The sequence below is a fragment of the Roseovarius sp. SK2 genome (assembly GCF_028807495.1).
Lineage (GTDB): Bacteria > Pseudomonadota > Alphaproteobacteria > Rhodobacterales > Rhodobacteraceae > Roseovarius > Roseovarius confluentis.
In genome coordinates, this window is record NZ_JARAMK010000004.1 from 333,647 (window position 1) to 353,745 (window position 20,099).

18 protein-coding genes are annotated in these 20,099 nt (G+C 57.0%); 10 read left to right on the forward strand and 8 right to left on the reverse strand.

The genetic code is table 11. The features are described 5' to 3' along the window. The first annotated feature begins 11 nt into the window (after positions 1-11). Both PVV74_RS10865 and PVV74_RS10870 read left to right on the forward strand, forming a co-directional pair. On the forward strand, positions 12-569 hold the full coding sequence (locus PVV74_RS10865; RefSeq protein WP_274593181.1) for a hypothetical protein: 558 nt from the start codon (positions 12-14) through the stop codon (positions 567-569). Continuing rightward, positions 566-2,839 (forward strand): AAA family ATPase, encoded by a 2,274-nt coding sequence (locus PVV74_RS10870; protein ID WP_274593182.1) that lies wholly within the window; start codon positions 566-568, stop codon positions 2,837-2,839. Before PVV74_RS10865 ends, PVV74_RS10870 begins: the two co-directional genes overlap by 4 nt. A gap of 286 nt (positions 2,840-3,125) precedes the next feature. Here the strand turns inward: PVV74_RS10870 and PVV74_RS10875 are convergent, their stop codons facing one another. Next, entirely contained in the window at positions 3,126-4,295 is a 1,170-nt protein-coding gene (locus PVV74_RS10875) for an HPP family protein (protein WP_274593183.1), read from the reverse strand. A 93-nt stretch (positions 4,296-4,388) separates the two neighbouring features. Next, positions 4,389-5,222, reverse strand: coding sequence for a LysR family transcriptional regulator (locus tag PVV74_RS10880; RefSeq protein WP_274593184.1), 834 nt, complete (start codon positions 5,220-5,222; stop codon positions 4,389-4,391). Between the two features lie 165 nt (positions 5,223-5,387). Between PVV74_RS10880 and PVV74_RS10885 the strand changes: the two genes are divergently transcribed. The 5 genes from PVV74_RS10885 (at position 5,388) to rnk (ending at position 8,650) form a co-directional block, all read left to right on the forward strand. Then, positions 5,388-6,050 carry a 5-formyltetrahydrofolate cyclo-ligase gene (locus tag PVV74_RS10885; RefSeq protein WP_274593185.1) on the forward strand — a complete coding sequence of 221 codons (663 nt, stop codon included), beginning with the start codon at positions 5,388-5,390 and terminating at the stop codon, positions 6,048-6,050. After that, complete coding sequence (locus tag PVV74_RS10890) at positions 6,047-6,406, forward strand: DUF488 domain-containing protein (RefSeq protein WP_274593186.1); 360 nt, start codon at positions 6,047-6,049, stop codon at positions 6,404-6,406. Before PVV74_RS10885 ends, PVV74_RS10890 begins: the two co-directional genes overlap by 4 nt. After that, positions 6,406-7,413: an NAD(P)H-dependent flavin oxidoreductase gene (locus PVV74_RS10895; protein ID WP_274593187.1), complete on the forward strand. Its 1,008-nt coding sequence runs from the start codon at positions 6,406-6,408 to the stop codon at positions 7,411-7,413. The genes PVV74_RS10890 and PVV74_RS10895 overlap by 1 nt, the downstream gene beginning before the upstream one ends. A 256-nt stretch (positions 7,414-7,669) precedes the next feature. Next, positions 7,670-8,113, forward strand: coding sequence for a hypothetical protein (locus PVV74_RS10900; RefSeq protein WP_274593188.1), 444 nt, complete (start codon positions 7,670-7,672; stop codon positions 8,111-8,113). Between the two features lie 96 nt (positions 8,114-8,209). Beyond that, positions 8,210-8,650 (forward strand): nucleoside diphosphate kinase regulator, encoded by a 441-nt coding sequence (rnk, locus tag PVV74_RS10905; protein WP_274593189.1) that lies wholly within the window; start codon positions 8,210-8,212, stop codon positions 8,648-8,650. 689 nt (positions 8,651-9,339) lie between these two features. Here the strand turns inward: rnk and PVV74_RS10910 are convergent. Together PVV74_RS10910 and argE are read right to left on the reverse strand one after the other, a co-directional pair. After that, complete coding sequence (locus PVV74_RS10910) at positions 9,340-10,302, reverse strand: DMT family transporter (protein ID WP_274593190.1); 963 nt, start codon at positions 10,300-10,302, stop codon at positions 9,340-9,342. Positions 10,303-10,784: 482 nt separating this feature from the next. After that, positions 10,785-11,951: an acetylornithine deacetylase gene (gene argE, locus PVV74_RS10915; RefSeq protein WP_274593191.1), complete on the reverse strand. Its 1,167-nt coding sequence runs from the start codon at positions 11,949-11,951 to the stop codon at positions 10,785-10,787. Positions 11,952-12,222: 271 nt separating this feature from the next. Between argE and PVV74_RS10920 the strand changes: the two genes are divergently transcribed. Then, the gene (locus PVV74_RS10920) at positions 12,223-13,683 is read left to right on the forward strand and encodes an aspartate ammonia-lyase (RefSeq protein WP_274593192.1); all 1,461 of its coding nucleotides are present in this window, start codon (positions 12,223-12,225) and stop codon (positions 13,681-13,683) included. 139 nt (positions 13,684-13,822) lie between these two features. Here the strand turns inward: PVV74_RS10920 and PVV74_RS10925 are convergent, their stop codons facing one another. Genes PVV74_RS10925 through PVV74_RS10940 form a run of 4 tightly spaced genes read right to left on the reverse strand, consistent with a single transcriptional unit; the run spans position 13,823 to position 17,408 of the window. Continuing rightward, positions 13,823-14,476 (reverse strand): ABC transporter ATP-binding protein, encoded by a 654-nt coding sequence (locus PVV74_RS10925; RefSeq protein WP_274593193.1) that lies wholly within the window; start codon positions 14,474-14,476, stop codon positions 13,823-13,825. A 46-nt stretch (positions 14,477-14,522) separates the two neighbouring features. Further along, the gene (locus PVV74_RS10930) at positions 14,523-15,302 is read right to left on the reverse strand and encodes an ABC transporter ATP-binding protein (protein WP_274593194.1); all 780 of its coding nucleotides are present in this window, start codon (positions 15,300-15,302) and stop codon (positions 14,523-14,525) included. Continuing rightward, a complete protein-coding gene (locus tag PVV74_RS10935) occupies positions 15,299-16,486 on the reverse strand; it encodes a branched-chain amino acid ABC transporter permease (RefSeq protein ID WP_274593195.1) in 1,188 nt (395 codons plus the stop codon). The genes PVV74_RS10930 and PVV74_RS10935 overlap by 4 nt, the downstream gene beginning before the upstream one ends. A 4-nt stretch (positions 16,487-16,490) precedes the next feature. Beyond that, positions 16,491-17,408 carry a branched-chain amino acid ABC transporter permease gene (locus tag PVV74_RS10940; protein WP_274593196.1) on the reverse strand — a complete coding sequence of 306 codons (918 nt, stop codon included), beginning with the start codon at positions 17,406-17,408 and terminating at the stop codon, positions 16,491-16,493. Between the two features lie 259 nt (positions 17,409-17,667). Here PVV74_RS10940 and PVV74_RS10945 point away from each other — a divergent pair, with 259 nt between their 5' ends. Both PVV74_RS10945 and PVV74_RS10950 read left to right on the forward strand, forming a co-directional pair. Then, positions 17,668-18,807 (forward strand): branched-chain amino acid ABC transporter substrate-binding protein, encoded by a 1,140-nt coding sequence (locus tag PVV74_RS10945; protein WP_274593197.1) that lies wholly within the window; start codon positions 17,668-17,670, stop codon positions 18,805-18,807. Between the two features lie 321 nt (positions 18,808-19,128). Further along, positions 19,129-20,052, forward strand: a complete 924-nt coding sequence (locus PVV74_RS10950; protein ID WP_274593198.1) for a LysR family transcriptional regulator — start codon at positions 19,129-19,131, stop codon at positions 20,050-20,052. Positions 20,053-20,099 lie beyond the last annotated feature (47 nt).

Consider the following 20,099-nt stretch of genomic DNA (forward strand, 5'->3'; position numbering starts at 1 on the left):
GGATATTGAAAATGAAGAAACAACCGCCACTCCGTGGCTTCGAAGAGATGTTCGCTTCCGAGGAGCCGTCGTCTCGCAGCGAAGACCTGCGGGACTTCCCGAACTTGTCGCGAGATACCCTCACCAGAAATGCAAAGTGGTTCGGGCTCGCCGGAGAGCATTTCGTCGACAGCATTCTGTTCCGCTTCGGTCTCCCCTCCTCCGATTTGCCAGAAATTCTGCCGGCCGACCGCATCGTGTATTGTGCAGGTGTCGGACTGCGCATGCAGATCAAAACCGCTTGCAGGCCCAGGAACGGGTACTTCCATTTCAGTTTGATGAAGGGATACCACCGGTCGCCAACCGGTGTTCGGCACTATGATCAAGACGATTTCGATATCGTCGGACTTGTCGCCCTGTCCGAGAATGTCGTGAAGTTCACCACAGACCGACGTCAGTCCCACCGCATTGCGCTCTCCGAGATCGAGAGTTTGCGCGCCACTCCCTGCGCAAGTTTTGACCGCGCCATGAAGGACCTGGGGCTTTCGGACAGCATGGCCGCAACCAACACGCTTGGAGGACAAGGATGATGGAGCAGTATATGAATACACCGACAAACTCCGCGTCTGAGACCTCATCGGAATTCGCAGAACGCCTGGCCCGGTCAACTGTCCTGTGTCTCTTTGAGACCGAATGGCTTGGATTCGTCTCCGTCGACCATGCCCCTGATCCCGATGAATTCGAAGATGACGATGATCCCGAATTTCTCGCCAACCTGCCTGACGATGTGACGGTGCCAGCCGCGAAACGGTCCTGGGAGAGCCCCAAGGCTCCGCTTGCCCAGGCTATGACCGAGGCTGAAATCACGGCGTGCATCAGCAACGGTTGCGACCCGTGGGCGCAGTCTTCACTTGCTGAAGGCAGGATGCAGCAGAAAGACGATCCGCCCGCATCGATCATCACCGCGGCTTTGGGTCTGAGCATGCTCGTGGACAGCAACGAGCATTTGCATGAGCTTTTTGCACCCGGAAGCGTGACGAATTTCGTGTGTCCGAAACAGTTTTTGTGGCAAATGAAGCAGATTCTCGAGCGCGCAGAGAAGCGTTGGAAGGAACATCTGCGTAATCCAAAGGGCGCCGAACTACGTCATTTCGTGCAGGACGAAGACGACAAACGCGGCCTCAGACTGAGTCCTCTCAAACAGCAGATGTGGGGGGCTCGACTGGAACGAAGCCTCTCTCAGGGTGGCGCCGTCTTGCTGGTGACGACTGATGGCGGGCAACTCGATGATGCAATGAACGCCCTCGTGACGCGGCAAGTAACCTGGCGGGGTCTTTCGTCGGATGTGGTGCTGGAGACGCTTCGGATTACGCATTCCGCGACGGGCCTGCTGTCCGAGGCTGAAATCCGCAGGCGCTTGCCAGGTGATCGGAAACTATCCATGTTTCAACCGGCGCAGATCGACGCTGCATTTGCTGCTCCTACATCGCTCAAAGTTGCCGATGGCCTTGCCAAGATCGCGGGCAAACTGACGCGCCAAGTACCTACGGTTACGCTCGATGCGGTATTCGGACTTGGTGAAGTTCGGAAGTCGCTTGATCGCATGTTGAACGATCTGAACCTTTGGCAACACGGTGATCTGCCATGGTCGGATGTTGCCTCGAGCGCGGTGTTTCACGGTCCGCCGGGCACAGGCAAAACGACGCTGGCCAAGGCGTTCGCCGGATCGGCGGGCATTCCGATCATCGCGACATCGTACTCTGATTGCCAAAAGTACGGACACCAAGGCGACATGCTTGGAGCTCTCGACCGCGCGTTTGTCGATGCAAAGCAGTCTAGCCCAGCCGTACTCTTCATCGATGAGCTCGACAGCTTCTCGCAACGGGACGCACGAGCGCAAAATGTCGACTACCTCCGAGGCGTCGTGAATGGGTTGCTCGAACAGATCAATAAGACCAAAGATATCGGTGGTTTGGTCTTGTTCGGCGCAACGAACTACTTGGACACCGTAGACCCAGCTGTCATCCGCAGCGGTCGCTTCGATCTCAAGATTCATGTGCCGTATCCGGACAAATCCGGACTCGAGGCAATCCTGAAGGCAAAGATTGGATCGGCAATCGACGAAGATGTGGATACTGGTGCAATTGCAGATCGCCTGGTCGGGCTGTCCGGCGCAGACGCCGAGGCTGTTGCGCGCGATGCGCTCGGACGCGCGCGGACCGATGCTGTCCGTGTGACCCAGCGGCATCTGGAGATTGCCGCGGATCAGGTTGCGCCCGAGCTCGACAACGACACCTTCAGGCGCGCAGCTGTCCACGAAGCCGGACATGTCGTGGTCATGCTCCGGCTCGGATTGCCCCTTCCGAAGCGCGTTTCGCTCTCCTCACAAGGGGGCCAGGTAGAGCACGTACCGGTCAATTCCCTGACGCCAGCGACAGCCCAAATGCGACTTCAAGTCCTGCTCGCGGGTCGCGCTGCGGAGATCTGCACCTTCGGAGATGCGAGTTCCGGCGCTGGCGCGGGAGAGCAAAGCGACTTGGCCAAGGCCACGAGCCTGGCGTTGGCTATCGAACGCCACTGGGGGTTCGGCGACAGCGGACTGTTGTGGGACGGCATTGAAGCTGCGGACGTATGGCGTGCTCCGGCAGAGGTCCGGGATCGAGTCCAGGCCCATTTGCGTCGCGCACAAGACATGGCGTTCGATTTGGTCGACAAAAACAAGGGCTTCCTTCTCCGCCTTGCCGAGACACTGATCCAGCAGCGAGAAATCCATGGGGAGGAGGTTGAAGCCGTCGCACAGGAGTGCACGAACGGCACTGAAACAGGCAATTCGTGCAATGCCGAAACCGGATACACTTAGAGTTCAGGGCGCTAACCGCACCCTGTCTCGCTACGCAGTCCTAAGTAGATTGCAGCTGGTGTCAAAATTCCAACTGGTTATGAAGCGTGTGCTGGAGTCAGCCGGCTAGCGACCTCCATGATTTGATCAGGTCCGTGATGAGTTTGAGTAATTCTATGACAGGTGATTATCTGCTACTATATTTGCCATGCTTGGGATCCCGAATAGGTTCAATTCTGCCAGATCTGTGAAGATATCCTTTCTCGAAGATTTGCGCTCAATGCCCGATCATCCGGACGATCGATCTCTAAATACTGTCCTGTGGCGCGTCGGCGACGGATCGCACCATGTTTCTCGCCAGCGCCGCGACGAGGTCCGTTCGTGTAACGATGCCGATGATCTTGTCTCTTTCCAGAACCGGAACAGCATCCTTATCTCCTTCGGCCATCATCGGCAGCAATGCTCCGATGGGCGTATGTGCCATGGCACGGGGACCGGCGACACTCATAATGTCTCCGGCCCTTTTTGGATTTTCGCGGTTTCGGTCCAGCAGCCGCCGCAAGCCGGCAGCGTATCCTCGGTCAAGGCGCAAGGCATCCTCTCTTGCCTGGCGGATCAAGTGGATCTGGAAGATGACCCCCAAGAACTTCTTGCCCTGCTCGACGACAGGAAGGGACGTGAAACGATGCTGCCGAAACAGGTCCGCGACCTCGCTCAAGGAAGTTTCGGGGCGGATGGTGACAAGGTCGCGGGACATGATGTCCTGCGCCGTCACCGGAGCGGAATGATGTGCCGCGGCCTGCATCTCCGCTGCCCCAATCAGGCGCGCCAAGTCCTCGACGCCAAGGTTGAAGGACTGGCTGTAGCGTTCCAGGATGTCTGTCAGCTCTCCCTCGGACAGTCCCAGCCGTTCGGTCGGATTGCGGTCGCCAGTCCCGTGGTTGCTTGGATCATCGAACTGCCGAAAGGGGTAGTGCCGCCCCGTCAATCGCGCATAGACCGTCGCAAGAACCACAAGCGCCACCGTACCAACGCCAATCGGCGCAATCGCGAACCAGAAGCCCAGATGCGCGATGGCATCCGGCGACAGGGCCGCCGTCATGGCCACCGCGCCCGCAGGCGGGTGGACGGCGCGACACAGCATCGTCGCGGTCACGGCCAGTCCCACGGCAAGTCCGACCCTCAGGGCGGGATCGCCGACCCATAGGCAAACGCCGACTCCGACCAGTGCGGCTATCGTATTGCCGACAATCGCTGACCAGGGTTGCGCCAGAGGGCTGTTTGGGACCGCGAACAACAGGACGGATGAAGCCCCGAATGGTGCGACAAGATAAAGCCCAAATTCTAGGTCGACAGTCGGCGACAGCACGAACAGTCCGGTCAGCCCGAGCCCGATCAGGGCACCAAGCCCTGCCCTAAAAGCCTCGACGCCGGAAACACGCGCAACCGCAGGGCCAAGTGATTTCAAAATGTGCAACGACACGCCTCCCGGCAAGATATGCACAAACTTTCATCACAGTGCCGCAGATTCAACAACGTAACTGACCGAACCGTCAATCCGGCCGTCCCATCATCGGAATGCACGAACCTGCTCGAGGATCGGGTCGATCACGTCAAAGTCGCGCTCCTCGCGGATAAGCACCCAGGCGGGAAGGTCGAAAACCGGCGCGCGCGCCACCATTTGCAAGTCGCCCGTCCGGATGTGTCGCTCCACCAGCCTCTCCGGGAAATAGCCGCAGCCACGGCGCACCAGCATATGCTGCAACCCCAGCCAGCCGATATTGACGGACAGAACCGGGCTGGGAAAACCCGGGAACCCCGCACTAAACTGATCCGAGAATTCCGGCCCCCAATCGACATGGATATAGGCGTCGGGTGTCATCGCGCCCTCGGGGTCAGAGGTCACCATGACAAGGCGTTCGGTGAACAATGGCAGCAGGTCCAGGTTTGGCCGCCGCTGCGGTGTATACATAGCCGCGATATCCAAACGGCCATCCACGATGCCCTGCATCAGTTCCGGCTCGAATCCGATCTCCGCGCGCAATGACAGATCGGGTCGGGCCACGCTGATGTCCGCAAGCCATGGAGTCAGGAATGCTTCCCACAGACCTATCCGGGCACCTATGTTGATGCGGGCGGAAAATCTCCGGGGCAGGCCGATCTCCCGCTGCGCCTGCTCCAGCGCGCGCACCATCTGCCCTGCGTGGACCAGGAACCGCTCGCCGTCATGCGTCAGAACCGCGCCGGCCTTGCTGCGGGTGAAAAGCCGTCGGCCCAGCAACTGCTCCAGCGCATGAATCCGGGCACTGACTGTCGATTGCGTGATATGCAGCAGGTCGGCCGCGGCTACGAAGCTGCCGCTGTCGGACACCGCAAGGAACGTGCGTGCATGTTCAATGTTCATACCTAACCATAGTATCGCGAATCGCGATTTGAAATATTGATTAAATTCGTTTTCGCGATTTCACAATGTGGCCGATAGTGGCGTTGACGCTGCAAGGTTCGCCTCGTGCGGCACACCATCCACGCGACCGGGCGTTTTCACGTCCCACAGCAGACGGAGACCGAAATGACCGACAGAGGATACGCATCCTCCCCTTGTAACATGCACGAGTTCGACGACAGTGCGCGTGCCGTGTCGCCGCCCGACCCCGGGAACTGGTCGGAAATCGCACGCTGGCGCAAGCTTCAGCGTGAAGACCTGATCGAGAAACGCCTGGCGCTTTCGGTCCGCATCCGGCAGGCAACATCGCGCCTCATCGCCGCGACCCTGGACAAAACCGTGGATCTCGCCTCGAAACCCGTCATCGGCGTCTACTGGCCCTTCCGCGGCGAACCCGACCTGCGCGATTGGATGCGCCGCATGACCGAGCGCGGCGGTCGGATCGGGCTGCCCGAAGTCGTGGACAAGGCAAAGCCCCTCGTGTTCCGGGAATGGACCCCTAGCTGTACCATGCGGCGCGGTGTCTGGAAGATCCCCGTGCCGGACAATGACACGCGTCTTCTGCCGGACATCGTGATCTCGCCAGTGGTAGGTGCCGATCCAGCCGGCTTCCGTCTTGGATACGGCGGCGGCTTCTACGACCGGACGCTGGCCAGTCTCTCACCGAGGGCCCGCGCAATTGGTGTCGGGCACGTCGTCTCGACACTCCGCACGATCTATCCGCAGCCTCACGACATCGCGATGGACGAAATGATCCTCGTCGATCCGACCCGGGACCGCACACAATGACGCAGATCTGGACCAAGCGCGCCTATGCCGAGGCACACGCAAATGACGGCACGCGCATCCTGGTCGACCGGGTCTGGCCGCGCGGCGTGTCCAAGGAGGACCTGGATATCGTGGCATGGGAAAAGGACGTCGCCCCCAGCAAAGACCTGCGCCAATGGTTCGACCACGACCCCGGCAAATGGGATGAGTTCCGCGACGCGTATTTCGCGGAACTCGACAAACGGCGCGACGCGGTCGAACGGATTGCCGGTCAGGTGCGCGAAGGCCGGGTCACGCTGATCTATGGCGCAAAGGAGGAGCGTCACAACAACGCCGTCGCGCTCAAGGACTATCTCGAACGAAGATCCGTTACCTGATGCGCGGCATACTGCACCAACCGATCTGCGACATTCTTGGCTGCGATTACCCCGTCCTTCAGGCGGGCATGGGCGGCGTGGCACGCGCCGAACTGGCGGCGGCGGTCTCCGGTGCGGGCGGGTTCGGATGCCTCGGCATGGTGCGCGAGCCTTGCGACCTGATAAGGCGGGAAATCGCGGAGGTGCGACACCGAACCGACCGCGCATTCGGGGTGAACCTCATTCCGGCTGCGACCGACCCCGACCTCTTCACCGAACAGCTGAAGACCTGCAAGGACGAAGGCATCGAAACTCTGGTCTTCTTCTGGGATGTCATGCCCGAGGCCGTCGCGCACGCCAACGACCTTGGCATGCAGGTCATCTACCAGGTGGGCTCGGTCGGCCAGGCCCGCGCCGCGGAAGCGGCCGGCGCGGTCGCGATCATTGCCCAAGGTGTCGAGGCCGGCGGGCATGTTCACGGCACCGTATCCTCGCTGGTTCTGGTGCAGCAGGTGGCCGCCGCAACCGACTTGCCTGTCATCGCTTCGGGCGGTTTCGCAACCGGACGCAGCCTCGTCGCGGCCATGGCGCTGGGTGCGCAGGGCATCCACTGCGGCACGGCATTCCTGGCGACAACGGAATCCTTTGCGCACGATCTGCATAAACAACGCGTCGTACAGGCGGCGTCGGACGAGACGGTCCATACGGACGCCTTCGTCATCAACTGGCCCAAGGGCGCCGCGGTCAGGGTCCTGCGCTCCGCCGTCACCGACAGTCTGGGCGGCCGGCTGTTCGGCCACGACCCCAACACGATCCCCCGCCACCGGATCGCCGACGAGGACGGCAAGCCGATCTATCGCTGGAGCACGGACTCCCCGCTGCGCTCGATGCAGGGCGATCTGGATCAACTCGCACTCTTTGCCGGTCAGTGCGCCGGAAACGTACACGCCATCCGCCCTGCTGCCGAGATCGTAACGGATATCCTTGACGAGGCCCGCGAACAGATCGACCGGATCCGCGCGAACTGACGGTTCAAATGCCCTACAAAGCCTGTCGGCGTCTGTCATCGGCTGGGTTCTGTCGGGTCAGCAAATAGACGTTGACTGTAAACCGGGGAGGTCTAACCTGAGGCTTATGGTCACGAAGATGAATCATATCCGGTTTCCTGTTCTGAACCGCCGGGCTCCCCGGGCGGTCGACGCTTAGCGTTCAACCAGACCACCCGGGGCACTCCAAATCCTTGAACAGTGTAGGCAAGCAATTGCCGCTCCCGGGAGCAAGACCATGTCTTCGAATACCCCCCATCTACCCTACGGCACCAGTGCGTCCTGCCCGCACAGAAAAAGCTTTATCAGACAACGCGCGTTCTCCCTGACCCGCAGCGACCGAACCTCTCTTGAACGGCTGCTGCGTGACAGGGCGATGTCCGAAATCTCCTACCCCGTCATCCTGACCGGCTTTCTGCGTCACAAGCTTCGCACTGCGATCCCGGCGCGCGAACCGGCCCCCGTCGATCCGCTCACCGGCGGGTGCCATGTGCACTACATGATCAGCGGCGGCGGTCTCCAAAGCGGCGTTCTGACATTCAACGCGATGCACCAAGTCGGTGCCATTTCGGTCGCCTCGATGCTGGGCGCGACCATGATCGGAATGCGCCGATGCTGCGCGAAGACGGAACCGTCGACACGCTCGTCATCCTGGACACCTCACCGCGACCGGAACTCGTAGCGGCCTGAGCCGTGCAATTCGCCTTCGGCCCGGGCGCTTCAAGTCCTGATTTCCCCAAAGCGCGCTTCAGCGCAGTGCATGCAAAGGAGCAACGCCATGCAAAAATCCACGACCCCGTCGAACCTGCTGCGTCGTCGCCCCCGGCTGGCCTTGTGCCAAGAGGATTTCAACATCCTGGAGGCACTGGCCGAAGGCGGGTTTTGGCGCAATCCGGACCTTGCAAACCGTTTGTTCGACGAACTCGGGCGCGCGCGCATCGTGCCCGCGAACAAGCTGCCAGCGCATGCCGTCTCACTCGGTCGCACTGTGACCTATCGGGACGAGACAACCGGCAAGCAAAGCACCGTCCGATTGGTCCTGCCCGAAGACGCCGACATCTCCCAGAAACGCGTTTCCGTCATGACCCCTATCGGCGTCGCGCTCATCGGGTTGTCCGAGGGTGCCGTCTTCCACTGGCAAACCGTAGAAGGCGAGGCTCGGGCTCTGACCGTGCTCAGCGTCACTTCAGGGAATCCCGACGACAAAACGTCGGCTTAGCGGTTCGCCCCGAGCCGCGGCCGCAACCTCGGCTGGGCACAACTGACAGGTTCGGGCTGCGTTTGTCATAGTCCGACCGCGCAACCCGGAGTTCAAAAGGTCTATCCATGAATCAGCAATCTCGCATTCCATGTCCGTCCTGTGGTGAAACCCTGCCGCTCGCGGCCGCGCAACGCTGCCCCCATTGCCAACACCGCATTCACCGCCGCGAGCGCCCGATCAATGCAACCTGCCGCCACTGTGGCAATGACATACCCACCGGGGATATCTCCCTGATCTGCAGAACCTGCCGCATGATGCGTCCGCAAAAGCGTAGATTTCCTGAACCAGCCTAGTGGCCGGCCCACTTCGCCTCAGACCACGAAGAACACGGCGGTTATCTCCGCGCCAGTCGCCACGAGGACGGAAGCTCGTATTCCGAATGCGTCGCGCATATCTTGCGCCGGCATGCCATCCCCGCCGCGGCCGCCAGAGTCAGGACGGTGGCATAATCCCACGCGATCAGGCCGGCGGGCCCGAAGGTGATCGCTGTCACCACAAAGGATCGACCACAGAAGGTTTTTTCGACCGTTTATGCCATGTAGTTGCTCGAACCCGATCAGCCCGAGGACCGCCAACAGCAGCCACGCGACAACAGCTATGGCTGGCGCGGAATCGGGAAAACCCGGCCCGGCCAGCGGACGTGACGGTCAGCGCGCCCGGATGCGACGTGTTCTGCGACGACCCGGCAGGATGTTGTCCCGGTTAGAAGGCACCTGTTCACGCCAGAAGACATACAAGCCAGACGCCAGGATGATCGCGACTCCAAACCAGGTCAACTCATCGGGAAAGTCACCGAACACAACGTAGCCGGTGACGGTCGCCCCAATGATTTCCAGGTACTGAAACGGCGCCAGCATACCGGCCTCCGCGCGGCGGAACGCCTCTGCGATAAGGATGAAGCTCACCGCCGCGAACAGCCCGGATGCGGCGATGGCGCCCCAACCCCAGGCCGGCAGCGTTGCGAAGTCCGGCTGGATCCAGCCGGCGGCGGCCAGGATAATGCACAGGGTTGTCATGCCAACGCACGCATAGGCCGTCGCGCCACACTGCACGGACAGCCCCGAACGGATGCCGGACGCGCGGCGCAGCACGATCATGTTCAGCGCATAGGCCGTCGCCGCCACCAGCGGCAGAAGTGCGGCGAGCCCCAGATCGCCGCCGGGGCGCACCACGACCAGCACCCCGATAAGGCCGACGCCTACGGCCACCATACGCCGCGGTCCCACGCGCTCTCCCAACAGGGGACCGACCAGCAGCGTCAAAATTAGCGGTTCGGCAAAGAAGATCGCAATGGCCGTCGCAATTGGCATGACGGAGAACGCCAAGACGAGACTTGTCAACGTGATCATGACAAGGCCCCCCGACAGCGCAACGATGGGGGAAAACATCGGACCGCGCAGCCGATGCCGCAGCATTGCTGCAATCGGCATCATCACAAGGCCCTGCGCCAGCAGGCGGGCAGTCGTCACTTCCACCGGCCCCAGTTGCGAGGTCAGCAGCTTGGCGAAGGTGTCGCCCACGGGCAGAAGCAGCATCGCCACCGCCATGCAGATCATCCCGACGAGAGGTCCGGTTGCACCAACCCGCGGTGCCGTCAGAACATGTGTCATGGTCATCACTCCATAGATCATAGGCCCGGCGTGTACCGGGCGGGTGATGTCCGGGCGTCCAGGACATGAAACGAATTGTGGGAAACAGCCATGTAAGACGGCGCCACCGCCAAGGTCTGAGGCCGGTCTCTAGACCTCGGGACCGGATTCGGTCAAGCGGTGTTTACAAGCCATCGCCAACTGGTGACCCAAGTTGTCCTTCAGCACTCAGAAGACCGACCAGCCTGTCTTGCGGCTCACAACATCTTCGGGCTTGTCGCGAGTGTCTTATCGAGCAAGAGGCGCGCCCAGTTCGGACATGAAACCGTTCATATTCTCGCGCCGTGCGAAATTTATTGCGATTCTCAATGACCGTGCGGTGCATTCGGATCGTCCATTGACAGGGATTACGCAGTGTGGCTTGCAATGCACATGCGCGGTTTTTCCGAACAGCAAGAAGTAATAGTCAATTCACGGCTAAGCTGGAGGGCGCAGGCGCTCTCTTATTCCAAAGCTTCCATTAATTTGTCCATCATGACGTCACAGGCGTTTAGTTGCTCAACAGTAATGTATTCATCTGCTTTGTGCCCCTGCGCTTCCATATCCCCAGGTCCGCAAACGACAGTTGGAATACCCAAGCTTGCAAAGAATCCGGCTTCGGTTCCAAAGGCGACTTTGACCTTTTCTTGAGCTCCAAAAATTCCAAAGAACCGCGAAACCTCCTGCGAGCGCTCTGAAACTTCTAGGCCAGGGTATTGATTTACACCTGTGATACTGATGTCGGCGTCGGAAGACTTTTTCCGCCAAGTATCTACAACAGTTTGGACTTTCTCTTTCAGGCGGCACTCAAATTGCTCAAGGCTATCTGCAGCAAGATGGCGCAACTCGAAATCCAACTCCGCCTTACCCGGTACGATGTTGAGCACACTGCCTCCATGCAAACTGCCGACATGGATCGTGGAATAAGGAATATCGTATGCCGGATCCCGAACAATTGAGAATTCATATTCGTCCTGAAGTGCACGCAACGCAGACAGAAGGTCTCCTGCAATATGAAGCGCATTCACGAATTTGGGTGCCAAGGCTGAATGTCCAGTGTTCCCATAGCAGGTAGCTCGAAATGCCGCCTTCCCTTTATGACCTGTCGCCAACCTCATAGATGTTGGTTCTCCTACGATGCAAAGATCGGGTTTCCAGCCAAGCCTCCCAATATTTGGCAGCATTTTGCGGATACCTTGGCAGCCGATTTCCTCATCGTAGGAAATTGCCAACATAAGGGGTTTCTCGGGCGTGGTTTCTCCAGCACGCTCCGCAAGTGACAGCATAGACGCTAGGAAGCCTTTCATGTCGGTAGTCCCACGACCAAAATACTTCTCTTTTTCAAGGGTAAGTTCAAAAGGTGGTTTGGTCCACTTCTGCCCCTCTACCGGCACCACATCACTATGAGCCGAGAGCATTACACCACCCGGTCCTCCGCCACCGATCCTTGCCATCAAACCGGATTTCGGCGAATCCGGGTCGGTAAACCGAGTGGTTTCGAATCCTGCTGCTTTCAGAAGGTCTTCCATGTAGTCGATCAAAGGGATGTTAGTCTCTTGACTTACCGTCGGGAATGAGACTAAGCGTTTGAGAATCTCAATAGTCCGCCGGTATGGAAACTCGTTTTTCATCTGAAGGCCTCCGCTTTGAATTCCTGAAGCATCGAAACCTTTGCGAGATGCACATCCAGGGAAATCACCTGCAACAATTAAACCCAAGGTCGTGCACCGCGCGTCCGACATGCCTGCTCTGGCCGTCAGTCTATGGCCGTTGCTATCCAATGCGATACATAAGCAAGCGTCACTTGGCTACTACGCGCGTCATATCATTTTTCACTGCAGTGCATCAGAGATGCATTCTTTCAAAGCGTAAGTTTGACCTCCAATGATCCGCTTTAGTTGAGTGAAACTGCGAAAGCTAAAAATGTTTAACGCTCCCCCTACTGCAACAACTTACCGCCAAGAACAGGATGCTCTCGGAGAAGTGGAAGTCCCATCCGAGGCTCTGTACGGAATTCATACGACACGCGCTCTCGCCAATTTCCCGATAACCAATGTCCCATTGGCACACTTCCCGGATTTCGTGGTGGCATTGGCTATGGTCAAGAAAGCAGCTGCACTTGCAAATCGCGAACTCGGTACACTTTCGGAAGGAATTTCTGATGCAGTCATCGCTGCGTGTGATGACATCATTGCAGGCCGGTATCACGACCACTTCGTCGTCGATATGATCCAAGGTGGCGCCGGCACATCGACCAACATGAACGCGAATGAAGTTATTGCTAACGTCGCCCTATTGCGCCTAGGACATGCAAAAGGCGAATATAATCGACTGCATCCCAACGACCACGTTAACCGCTCTCAATCAACAAACGACGTTTACCCAACGGCGATGCGGCTGGCCACGTTGCTTTCCAGTGCACCTTTGCTGAAACAACAGGATCGGCTGGTAGGTGCCTTCGCCGACCGCGCCAGTGCTTTCAGTGACATCCTGAAAGTCGGCCGGACTCAATTGCAGGATGCTGTTCCAATCACTCTGGGCATGGAATTTGCGTCTTTCGCGGAAACTGTAGGTGAAGACAGCGAACGCCTGAAACAGCTGTCGGGCTTACTTACCGAAGTCAATTTGGGCGGGACCGCTGTAGGCACTGGTATTAACACGCCACCAGGATACGCATCTCTTGCAGTGAAGTATCTCTCTGAGATCTCTGGATTCAACCTTACTGAGTCAAGGGACCGGATCGAAGCAAGTTCAGATTTGGGCGCTTTCGTCACCTTTTCCAGCGCACTAAAGCGGATTGCCGTCAAAATATCCAAGATATGCAATGACTTGCGGCTTCTGAGCAGCGGACCTCGCGCCGGATTGGGCGAGATACATCTCCCACCAGTGCAGGCAGGTTCATCGATAATGCCTGGAAAGGTCAATCCCGTGATACCGGAGATGGTCAACCAGGTTGCGTATCAGGTAATCGGCAACGACCTTACCGTGACACTGGCTGCCGAAGCAGGACAATTACAGCTCAACGCGATGGAGCCAGTGCTTATCTTCAACGTCATGCAATCCATGCGGATGCTTTCACGCGCCTTTGAGGTGCTGGTTGATAGATGTGTGATCGGAATAGAAGCCGACGCGGCACGCTGCGAAGAACTGCTTTCCAACAGCTTGGTCCCAGTCACTTCTTTGGTGCCGTATATCGGTTACGAAAGAGCCGCAAAGATTGCAAAGCAAGCGCGCGAAACCGGCCGGAGCATCGCCGAGATAACTGTAGAAACCGGCGCGCTCACCGCCGATGACGTGGCACGAACCCTGTCGCCAAGCAATATGCTTTTTGGAGCTCTGGGCGTCGATGCAAAGCAGTATTGACATACACCTCCTCGAGAGCATCCGGCAGAATGTGTTCAGCACATAGCATGAAGCGCATGGCATTTTGACAGCGCGGGCCGACTGAACGCGGGTTTCCGTTGCGGAAGTGGGATACTTTCGGTACAGGGAAATCCATTCTTCAGAGATATAGGTGCCGGACGGTGTCGTCTTCCATCAGCTCAGAGCTCGCGCCGCTAACTACTATCCGGCCGCGTACCAATAGATAGCCCCGGTCGGAGACCGACAAAGCCGTCTCAGCGTTCTGCTCGATCAAAAGGACGGTGGTACCTTCTTCACGAATCCGCTTCACGATCTCAAAATACTCGGCAATCAGCTTGGGCGACAGCCCAAGTGAGGGTTCATCCATGACCACGAACTTCGGCGCTCCGATCAACGCGCGGGCAAGTGCAACCATGGCCTGCTCACCACCCGACATGGTACCTGAAGGCTGTGACAAGCGTTCCCGGATGCGCGGGAAGAGCTCCGCCACCTCCCTCAGACGCTGTTCAAAGGGCTCCTTGCAGCCTGAAGCATCATAGCCCAACTTGAGGTTTTCCCTCACGGTAAGAGACGGAAACAAGCGCCGACCTTCGGGGACAAAACCAACCCCAAGAGATGCCAGTTTCTCGGTTCCGCGACTTTGCACATCCTCGCCGACAAGTGTGACCTTGCCTTCATCGGTCGCCAGCAGACCCGTGATCACCTTGAACATTGTGCTTTTTCCGGCGCCGTTCGGGCCGAGAAGGCTCACGACCTCTCCCTCGCGCACGTCGAGGGACACGTCCTGAAGCATCGGGACCACGCCGTAGCTTGAACTCACGTTGGATAAACTTAGCATGTCACACCTTTTGTCCCAGATATGCTTCTTGCACATCAGGCATCTGCCGTATCTCTTCGAATTGTCCGTCGGCTATCTTTCGACCGTAGTCGATTACCACCACACGGTCCGGCAAAGCCGAAACCAGTCTCATGTCGTGTTCGATGATGAGAAAGGACAGCTCTTCGCGTTCCTGCATGATACGGCGCACATCATCCATCAACGCGTCGGTATCGCGGTCATCCATTCCCGAAGATGGCTCATCCAGCATTATAAGTTTGGGATCGCTGGCCAAGGCACGTGCGATTTCCAGGCGACGCCGGTCAGCCTGTGGCAGGGCACCTGCGAGCGAACCTCGCCGCGCATAAAGATCTTTAGAAATAGCCTTTAGTAGCGCTCCCGCTCTTTCTGCTGCTTCACCGAGTTTGCGGCGCGCACGGCCGCGCAACAAGAGTGCTTCCAGTACGCCGGTATTTGTCCGCGTATGCATCCCTATAATGACATTATCCAGAACCGTAAGGTCGTTGAATAATCGGCTCGACTGAAAGGTGCGCGCAATACCCTGCTCCACAATCCGATGAGCAGGCTGTCCCACGATGCTTTGACCATTCAGCAAGACGTCACCTTCTGTCGCCTTGTAGATCCCGGAAATAAGGTTCAGAAGCGTTGACTTTCCGGCTCCGTTGGGACCGATAATCCCAAGGATCTCCGAATGCTTTACAGTCAAGCAGACTTTATCGACTGCGACCAGACCGCCAAAACGGATAGACAAATCGCGAGTTTCGAGAACTGGGGTGGTCATTTATTCTCTCCGTAGCTGCGGGCACGTTGAGGAAACAGGCCCTGAGGACGCAGAATAAGGAAGGCAATTACGACGACGCCCACAAAGAGAAGCCGGTAGTCGTCGAATATCCGCAGTTTTTCGGGAAGAAGCGTCAACAGGAACGCACCGACGATGACGCCCAGCGTATTGTCCATGCCGCCGACGATAACCATCGTCATGATTGTCACGGATACGATGAACGTGAAGTTATCAGGAGAGATGTAGCTGACGTAGAATGCGTAGATTGTACCTGCAAACGCCGCCAGGAAGGCATCGACGCCGAACGCCAGCATCTTGTACCAGACCACGTTTATCCCCTGGCAGCGCGCCGCGATTTCGTCACTCCGCAGCGCGTTCCATGCCAGCCCTACCCGGCTGTCATGCAACCATTTGGCCGAAAGGATCGACAGGCCGACCAGTGCCGCGGAGATGTAGTAGAAATTCGCCTGACTGGGCAACTGGAACCCAAGAATCTTTATCGGCGACATGAAGGAATGTCCGAAGAGACTGGGCGCTGGGATACCCACGAGGCCGTTCGGACCGCCGGTCCAATCGAAATTGTTGAGCAATTGGTGAATGACGATGCCAAAGGCGATAGTCACCAGGGCCAAATAACTCTCACGAGTCCGCATCGATGGAAATCCTAGCAAAAAGCCAAACATCGTCGCGACGACTGCGGCTATCGGAAGGGTCAACCAAAAGGATATTCCGAAGTTGATCGCCAGGAGTGCGGACGTATAGGCCCCGATGCCGTAGGACGCGCCAGTTGCGAAATTCGGGATATTTGCGCTGCCAAGTTGAAAGTTCAGAGCCAACGCCAGTACCGAATAAAGCTGCGCAATAATCAGTAGATGCAGGGCATAGCTGCTTCCACCCATAAATAACGGGAACAGCAGTACAACCACGATGCCAAGAGTCAGGCCAAGGCGGCGATGAGCTTCGAAAGCGGCAACAATATACTCCTCGATCTGTGGACGCAGTTGCAATAGTACAAAACCAAGCCCGAGCAGCACTAGCAAAGCAAGAGTTTGCAACGTGGTCCCGGCCAAGATGATACCGCCCAGCATTGCCGCCCCGCCAAGTATCAAGGCAATGACAGTCATAAGGCTCGACAAGGAATGGTGAATTCGGCGTCCGGTGGTAGCGTCAGTCACAAGGCTCATGAGCTTACACTTTCTCGATGACGGGCTTGCCAAACATACCCGAGGGTTTCAGTATCAAAACGGCGATAACCAAGAGGAAAACGAATACGAGACGGTATGCTGCACCGTCAGCCAACATGACCTGTGCCATCACATCGATTCCAGCAATCAGCAAACTGCCGAGAATCGCACCTGGCATCGAGCCTAGTCCACCGAGTACCGCCGCCGAGAAACCGATCAGTCCCAGCTGAATACCAAAATCGAAGCGAACCACCCCAGCATAGCTGCCGTACAGCATCCCCCCCACAGCGCCAATTGCCGAGGCGATGAAAAAAGTCGCCGCAAAAACCCGGTTGGGATTAACAGACATCAAACGAGCGGTGTCGCGATCTTCTGCAACCGCTCTTATTCTCATTCCGGTCTGCGTGTGGTGCAGCAGCACGTATAGCAGGGTGACCAAGAAGATCGTAGCCCCAAGAACCACCGCACCAAATGTCGATACTTCAAAACCGCCAACTGCGATTTTACCTTCAGCAATTAGGGGAAACGGTTTTGGATTGCTACCCTGTGGATAAAGCGTGCGAATGAGCTCGCGCAACACACTGCCGAGCGCCACTGTAGCTACCAGTGCCATCATGGCTGGCGAATTTCGAAAGCGCCTAATTATCAGCCAGTCGAGCAGAATGCCCAATAATCCTGTCGCAATGATCGCGAGACCAAGCGCCAAAAACCATCCCAAAGCCCCCGCACTTGGCCCGAGCCAAGCACTCAAAACCTGAACCGAAGCCAAAGCCACGAATGGCGCCACGATGGAGACATCTCCATGTGAGAAGTGGATCACATTTAGTACGCCAAACAGTAGGCTAAATCCCAGCGCCACCAGCGTATAAAGCGAGCCCAGCATCAGCCAGTTCATGATGTGTTGTGCAAGTATCGGGTCCATATACTTCCCTTTCCGGCGCAGTTTTCAACCGCAACGGATAATGGGAATGCACTGCATCTTCCAAGTACAAACGCTCTCAAACCGCATAAGCGTTTACGAACCAGTCCTTCAGGAAATCCTTCTTTCCCCAGCTCACAGCATGCATGCACGGTGACTGGGCGCTCTTGCCGGAAAAAAGCAAGAGGATGCGGGCAAAGACACGAAATTCGTGTCTGACCTCGCTGCAGATCAATCTAATACATCATCGAAGGACCATCAAATGAACTCGATCAAAATAAACCGCAGAGGTTTGGTTGCCGCAGCAATTGCCGCTTGCACTGCGCTTGCCGCCCCTGCCTGGTCACAGGAAACGCCGACAATAAAGCTCGGTTTCATCGGTCCGTTGAGCGGTGGCAACGCTGCACAAGGCCTTGGCGCCAAGAACGGCTTCCTGCTCGCAATCAAACAGGCTAACGAGGCAGGCTATCCCTATCAAGTGGAGGGTGTGGTGCTTGATGACGCATCAGACCCGCAAACAGGAGTGTCTGCGGCACTGAAACTTGTCAATGATCCACAAGTGGTGGCAGCTACTGGACACTGGAACAGTCCTGTAGCACTCGCCACTATACCGGTATTCAGCCGCTTTCAGACGCCTATGATAGTTTGGGGTGCAATTAGTCCTAAGATTACTGATCAAAACTTGGCGGAAATAACGCGCGTCACGCCAACCCTTTTGGTCGAAAATGAACCCCTCGCGGAATGGGCAAAAAATAACTTGGGCGCTCAAAGGGTCGCCGTAATTGGTGATACCAGCGATTATGGCACGGCCAATGCCAACGCTTTTGAGCAGTATTTCTCCGACAATGGTGGCGAAATCGTATCCAACGACCTATTGCCTGTCGGCACTACGGATTTCCGCGCCGTGCTGACCCGTATCAAGAACGACACGCCCGATGCTGTCTACTTCGGCGGCGTGATCACGGAGGCCGGTATTCTGCGGAAACAGATGGTCGAACTGGGCCTTGAAATTCCGATGATCGGGATATCTGGTTTCTATGACCCGGATTTCATCGCAATCGCGGGCGAGGCGGCTGAAGGCACAATGGTTAGCTATCCCGCTTCGGCTTCGAATCCGAAGTTGGAAAAACTGATGTCTGACTACCATGCACGGGGCTTCGAAGAGCAGACCAGCCCGTACACTAAGTACGCCTTTGACGCGACCAACATCCTTCTGGAGAATATCCGTGAAGTTGGAATCGAAGATAAGGCTGCACTGGCAAAAGCAATTCGTGATACGACACATGAAGGCGCCCTTGGCACAACGACGTTTGACGAAAACGGTCAGACCGAACTTCCGATTGTGATCGATATCAAAACCGTCAAGGACGGCGAGTGGGTCACAATGGGCGAGTCGAAGTGACAAAAGCTTGAAGTTTTCCGCGCCCGCACGAACGGGCGCGGAATTTGCGAAGGTTCAAACAGATACTTGGCCGACAGGGAAGGCGCCTCATTCACATCGCGGGCACGCCCAAGTCACCCGCAAAACTCCCCAGACACGAAAAGTCCATAGTCAACCCTTAAGCATGACCTGACGGGGTTGTACTCAGAAACCCAGGCCTCAAGAATTTAAACGACCCACGTCCACGCAGGCCAGCTGGCATTCAAGCATCTTGAGGCCTCGTGACCTACGAACAATTCAACGATATCATCTTCATTAGCTTCAGAAGATTGCGGGTTAGAAATGCGCTTTACGCTGCGACAACTTAATTATTTTATCGCCGCCGGCGAGACAGGTAGTGTCACTCGGGCAGCTGAACGCGTGAACATATCCCAGCCATCAGTTTCCTCGGCAATCTCGCATCTGGAAACGGAATTTGGCGTACAACTCTTTATACGACATCATGCGCAAGGCCTTACACTGACACCCGCTGGCAAGCGACTTTTGAAAGCGGCTAAACAGTCGCTACAGTCTGCGCACGAGCTTTATGAGGTTGCCAACGAAAGCAATTCGATAATGTCCGGAAGTCTTAATGTAGGCTCATTCAAAACATTCGCTCCACTAATCATTCCCGAGCTTTGGAGTGGCTTTAAAGAAAGCTATCCCGACGTCGATATGAATGTCGTGACTGGGAGTGAAGAAGACATGCTAAATGGCCTTCGTGCGGCACAGATCGATGCGGCACTCACCTACAAGATACATTTGAGTTCCGACATGGAGTTCACGCCGCTGGCGGAATTGCCGACCTATGCGCTTGTGTCCGCGGAACATGAACTGGCACAGCGAAATGAAGTCACAATCGCCGACATCGCCAGTGAACCCTTCGTTTTGCTGAACTTACCGTTAAGCGGTCAATACTTCCTCTCGCTTTTTGATCGCGAGGGGTTGCAACCACATGTAATCTCAGAAGTGACGGACTCGACGACGCTGCGATCCTACGTAGCCGCCGGTATAGGCGTCTCGTTGATGACCTCGCGCCCAATCAACAATAATGCAGAGACCGGAGAACCGCTTTCCTACATTCCCCTAACCGGCAGCTTCGAGCCGATGGTTATTGGACTTGCGACATTGAAAGACGTCAAGCCCACACGCGTTGTTCAAACGTTTCATGAGTACTGCAAATCACGCATAACAACCGGCAATATTCCCGGGATGCAGCCATACTGAATTGGCAGCGGTTTCGTTCCAATGATTTCCTGACTCAAGGCTGTAAG

Bases quoted from the DNA above. Each gene is read 5' to 3' on its own strand.
- PVV74_RS10865 (WP_274593181.1), top strand. From the start codon at position 12: ATGAAGAAACAACCGCCACTCCGTGGCTTCGAAGAGATGTTCGCTTCC.
- PVV74_RS10870 (WP_274593182.1), top strand. From the start codon at position 566: ATGATGGAGCAGTATATGAATACACCGACAAACTCCGCGTCTGAGACC.
- PVV74_RS10880 (WP_274593184.1), bottom strand. From the start codon at position 5,222: ATGAACATTGAACATGCACGCACGTTCCTTGCGGTGTCCGACAGCGGC.
- PVV74_RS10885 (WP_274593185.1), top strand. From the start codon at position 5,388: ATGACCGACAGAGGATACGCATCCTCCCCTTGTAACATGCACGAGTTC.
- PVV74_RS10890 (WP_274593186.1), top strand. From the start codon at position 6,047: ATGACGCAGATCTGGACCAAGCGCGCCTATGCCGAGGCACACGCAAAT.
- PVV74_RS10895 (WP_274593187.1), top strand. From the start codon at position 6,406: ATGCGCGGCATACTGCACCAACCGATCTGCGACATTCTTGGCTGCGAT.
- PVV74_RS10900 (WP_274593188.1), top strand. From the start codon at position 7,670: ATGTCTTCGAATACCCCCCATCTACCCTACGGCACCAGTGCGTCCTGC.
- rnk (WP_274593189.1), top strand. From the start codon at position 8,210: ATGCAAAAATCCACGACCCCGTCGAACCTGCTGCGTCGTCGCCCCCGG.
- PVV74_RS10910 (WP_274593190.1), bottom strand. From the start codon at position 10,302: ATGACACATGTTCTGACGGCACCGCGGGTTGGTGCAACCGGACCTCTC.
- argE (WP_274593191.1), bottom strand. From the start codon at position 11,951: ATGAAAAACGAGTTTCCATACCGGCGGACTATTGAGATTCTCAAACGC.
- PVV74_RS10925 (WP_274593193.1), bottom strand. From the start codon at position 14,476: ATGCTTCAGGACGTGTCCCTCGACGTGCGCGAGGGAGAGGTCGTGAGC.
- PVV74_RS10930 (WP_274593194.1), bottom strand. From the start codon at position 15,302: ATGACCACCCCAGTTCTCGAAACTCGCGATTTGTCTATCCGTTTTGGC.
- PVV74_RS10935 (WP_274593195.1), bottom strand. From the start codon at position 16,486: ATGAGCCTTGTGACTGACGCTACCACCGGACGCCGAATTCACCATTCC.
- PVV74_RS10940 (WP_274593196.1), bottom strand. From the start codon at position 17,408: ATGGACCCGATACTTGCACAACACATCATGAACTGGCTGATGCTGGGC.
- PVV74_RS10945 (WP_274593197.1), top strand. From the start codon at position 17,668: ATGAACTCGATCAAAATAAACCGCAGAGGTTTGGTTGCCGCAGCAATT.
- PVV74_RS10950 (WP_274593198.1), top strand. From the start codon at position 19,129: ATGCGCTTTACGCTGCGACAACTTAATTATTTTATCGCCGCCGGCGAG.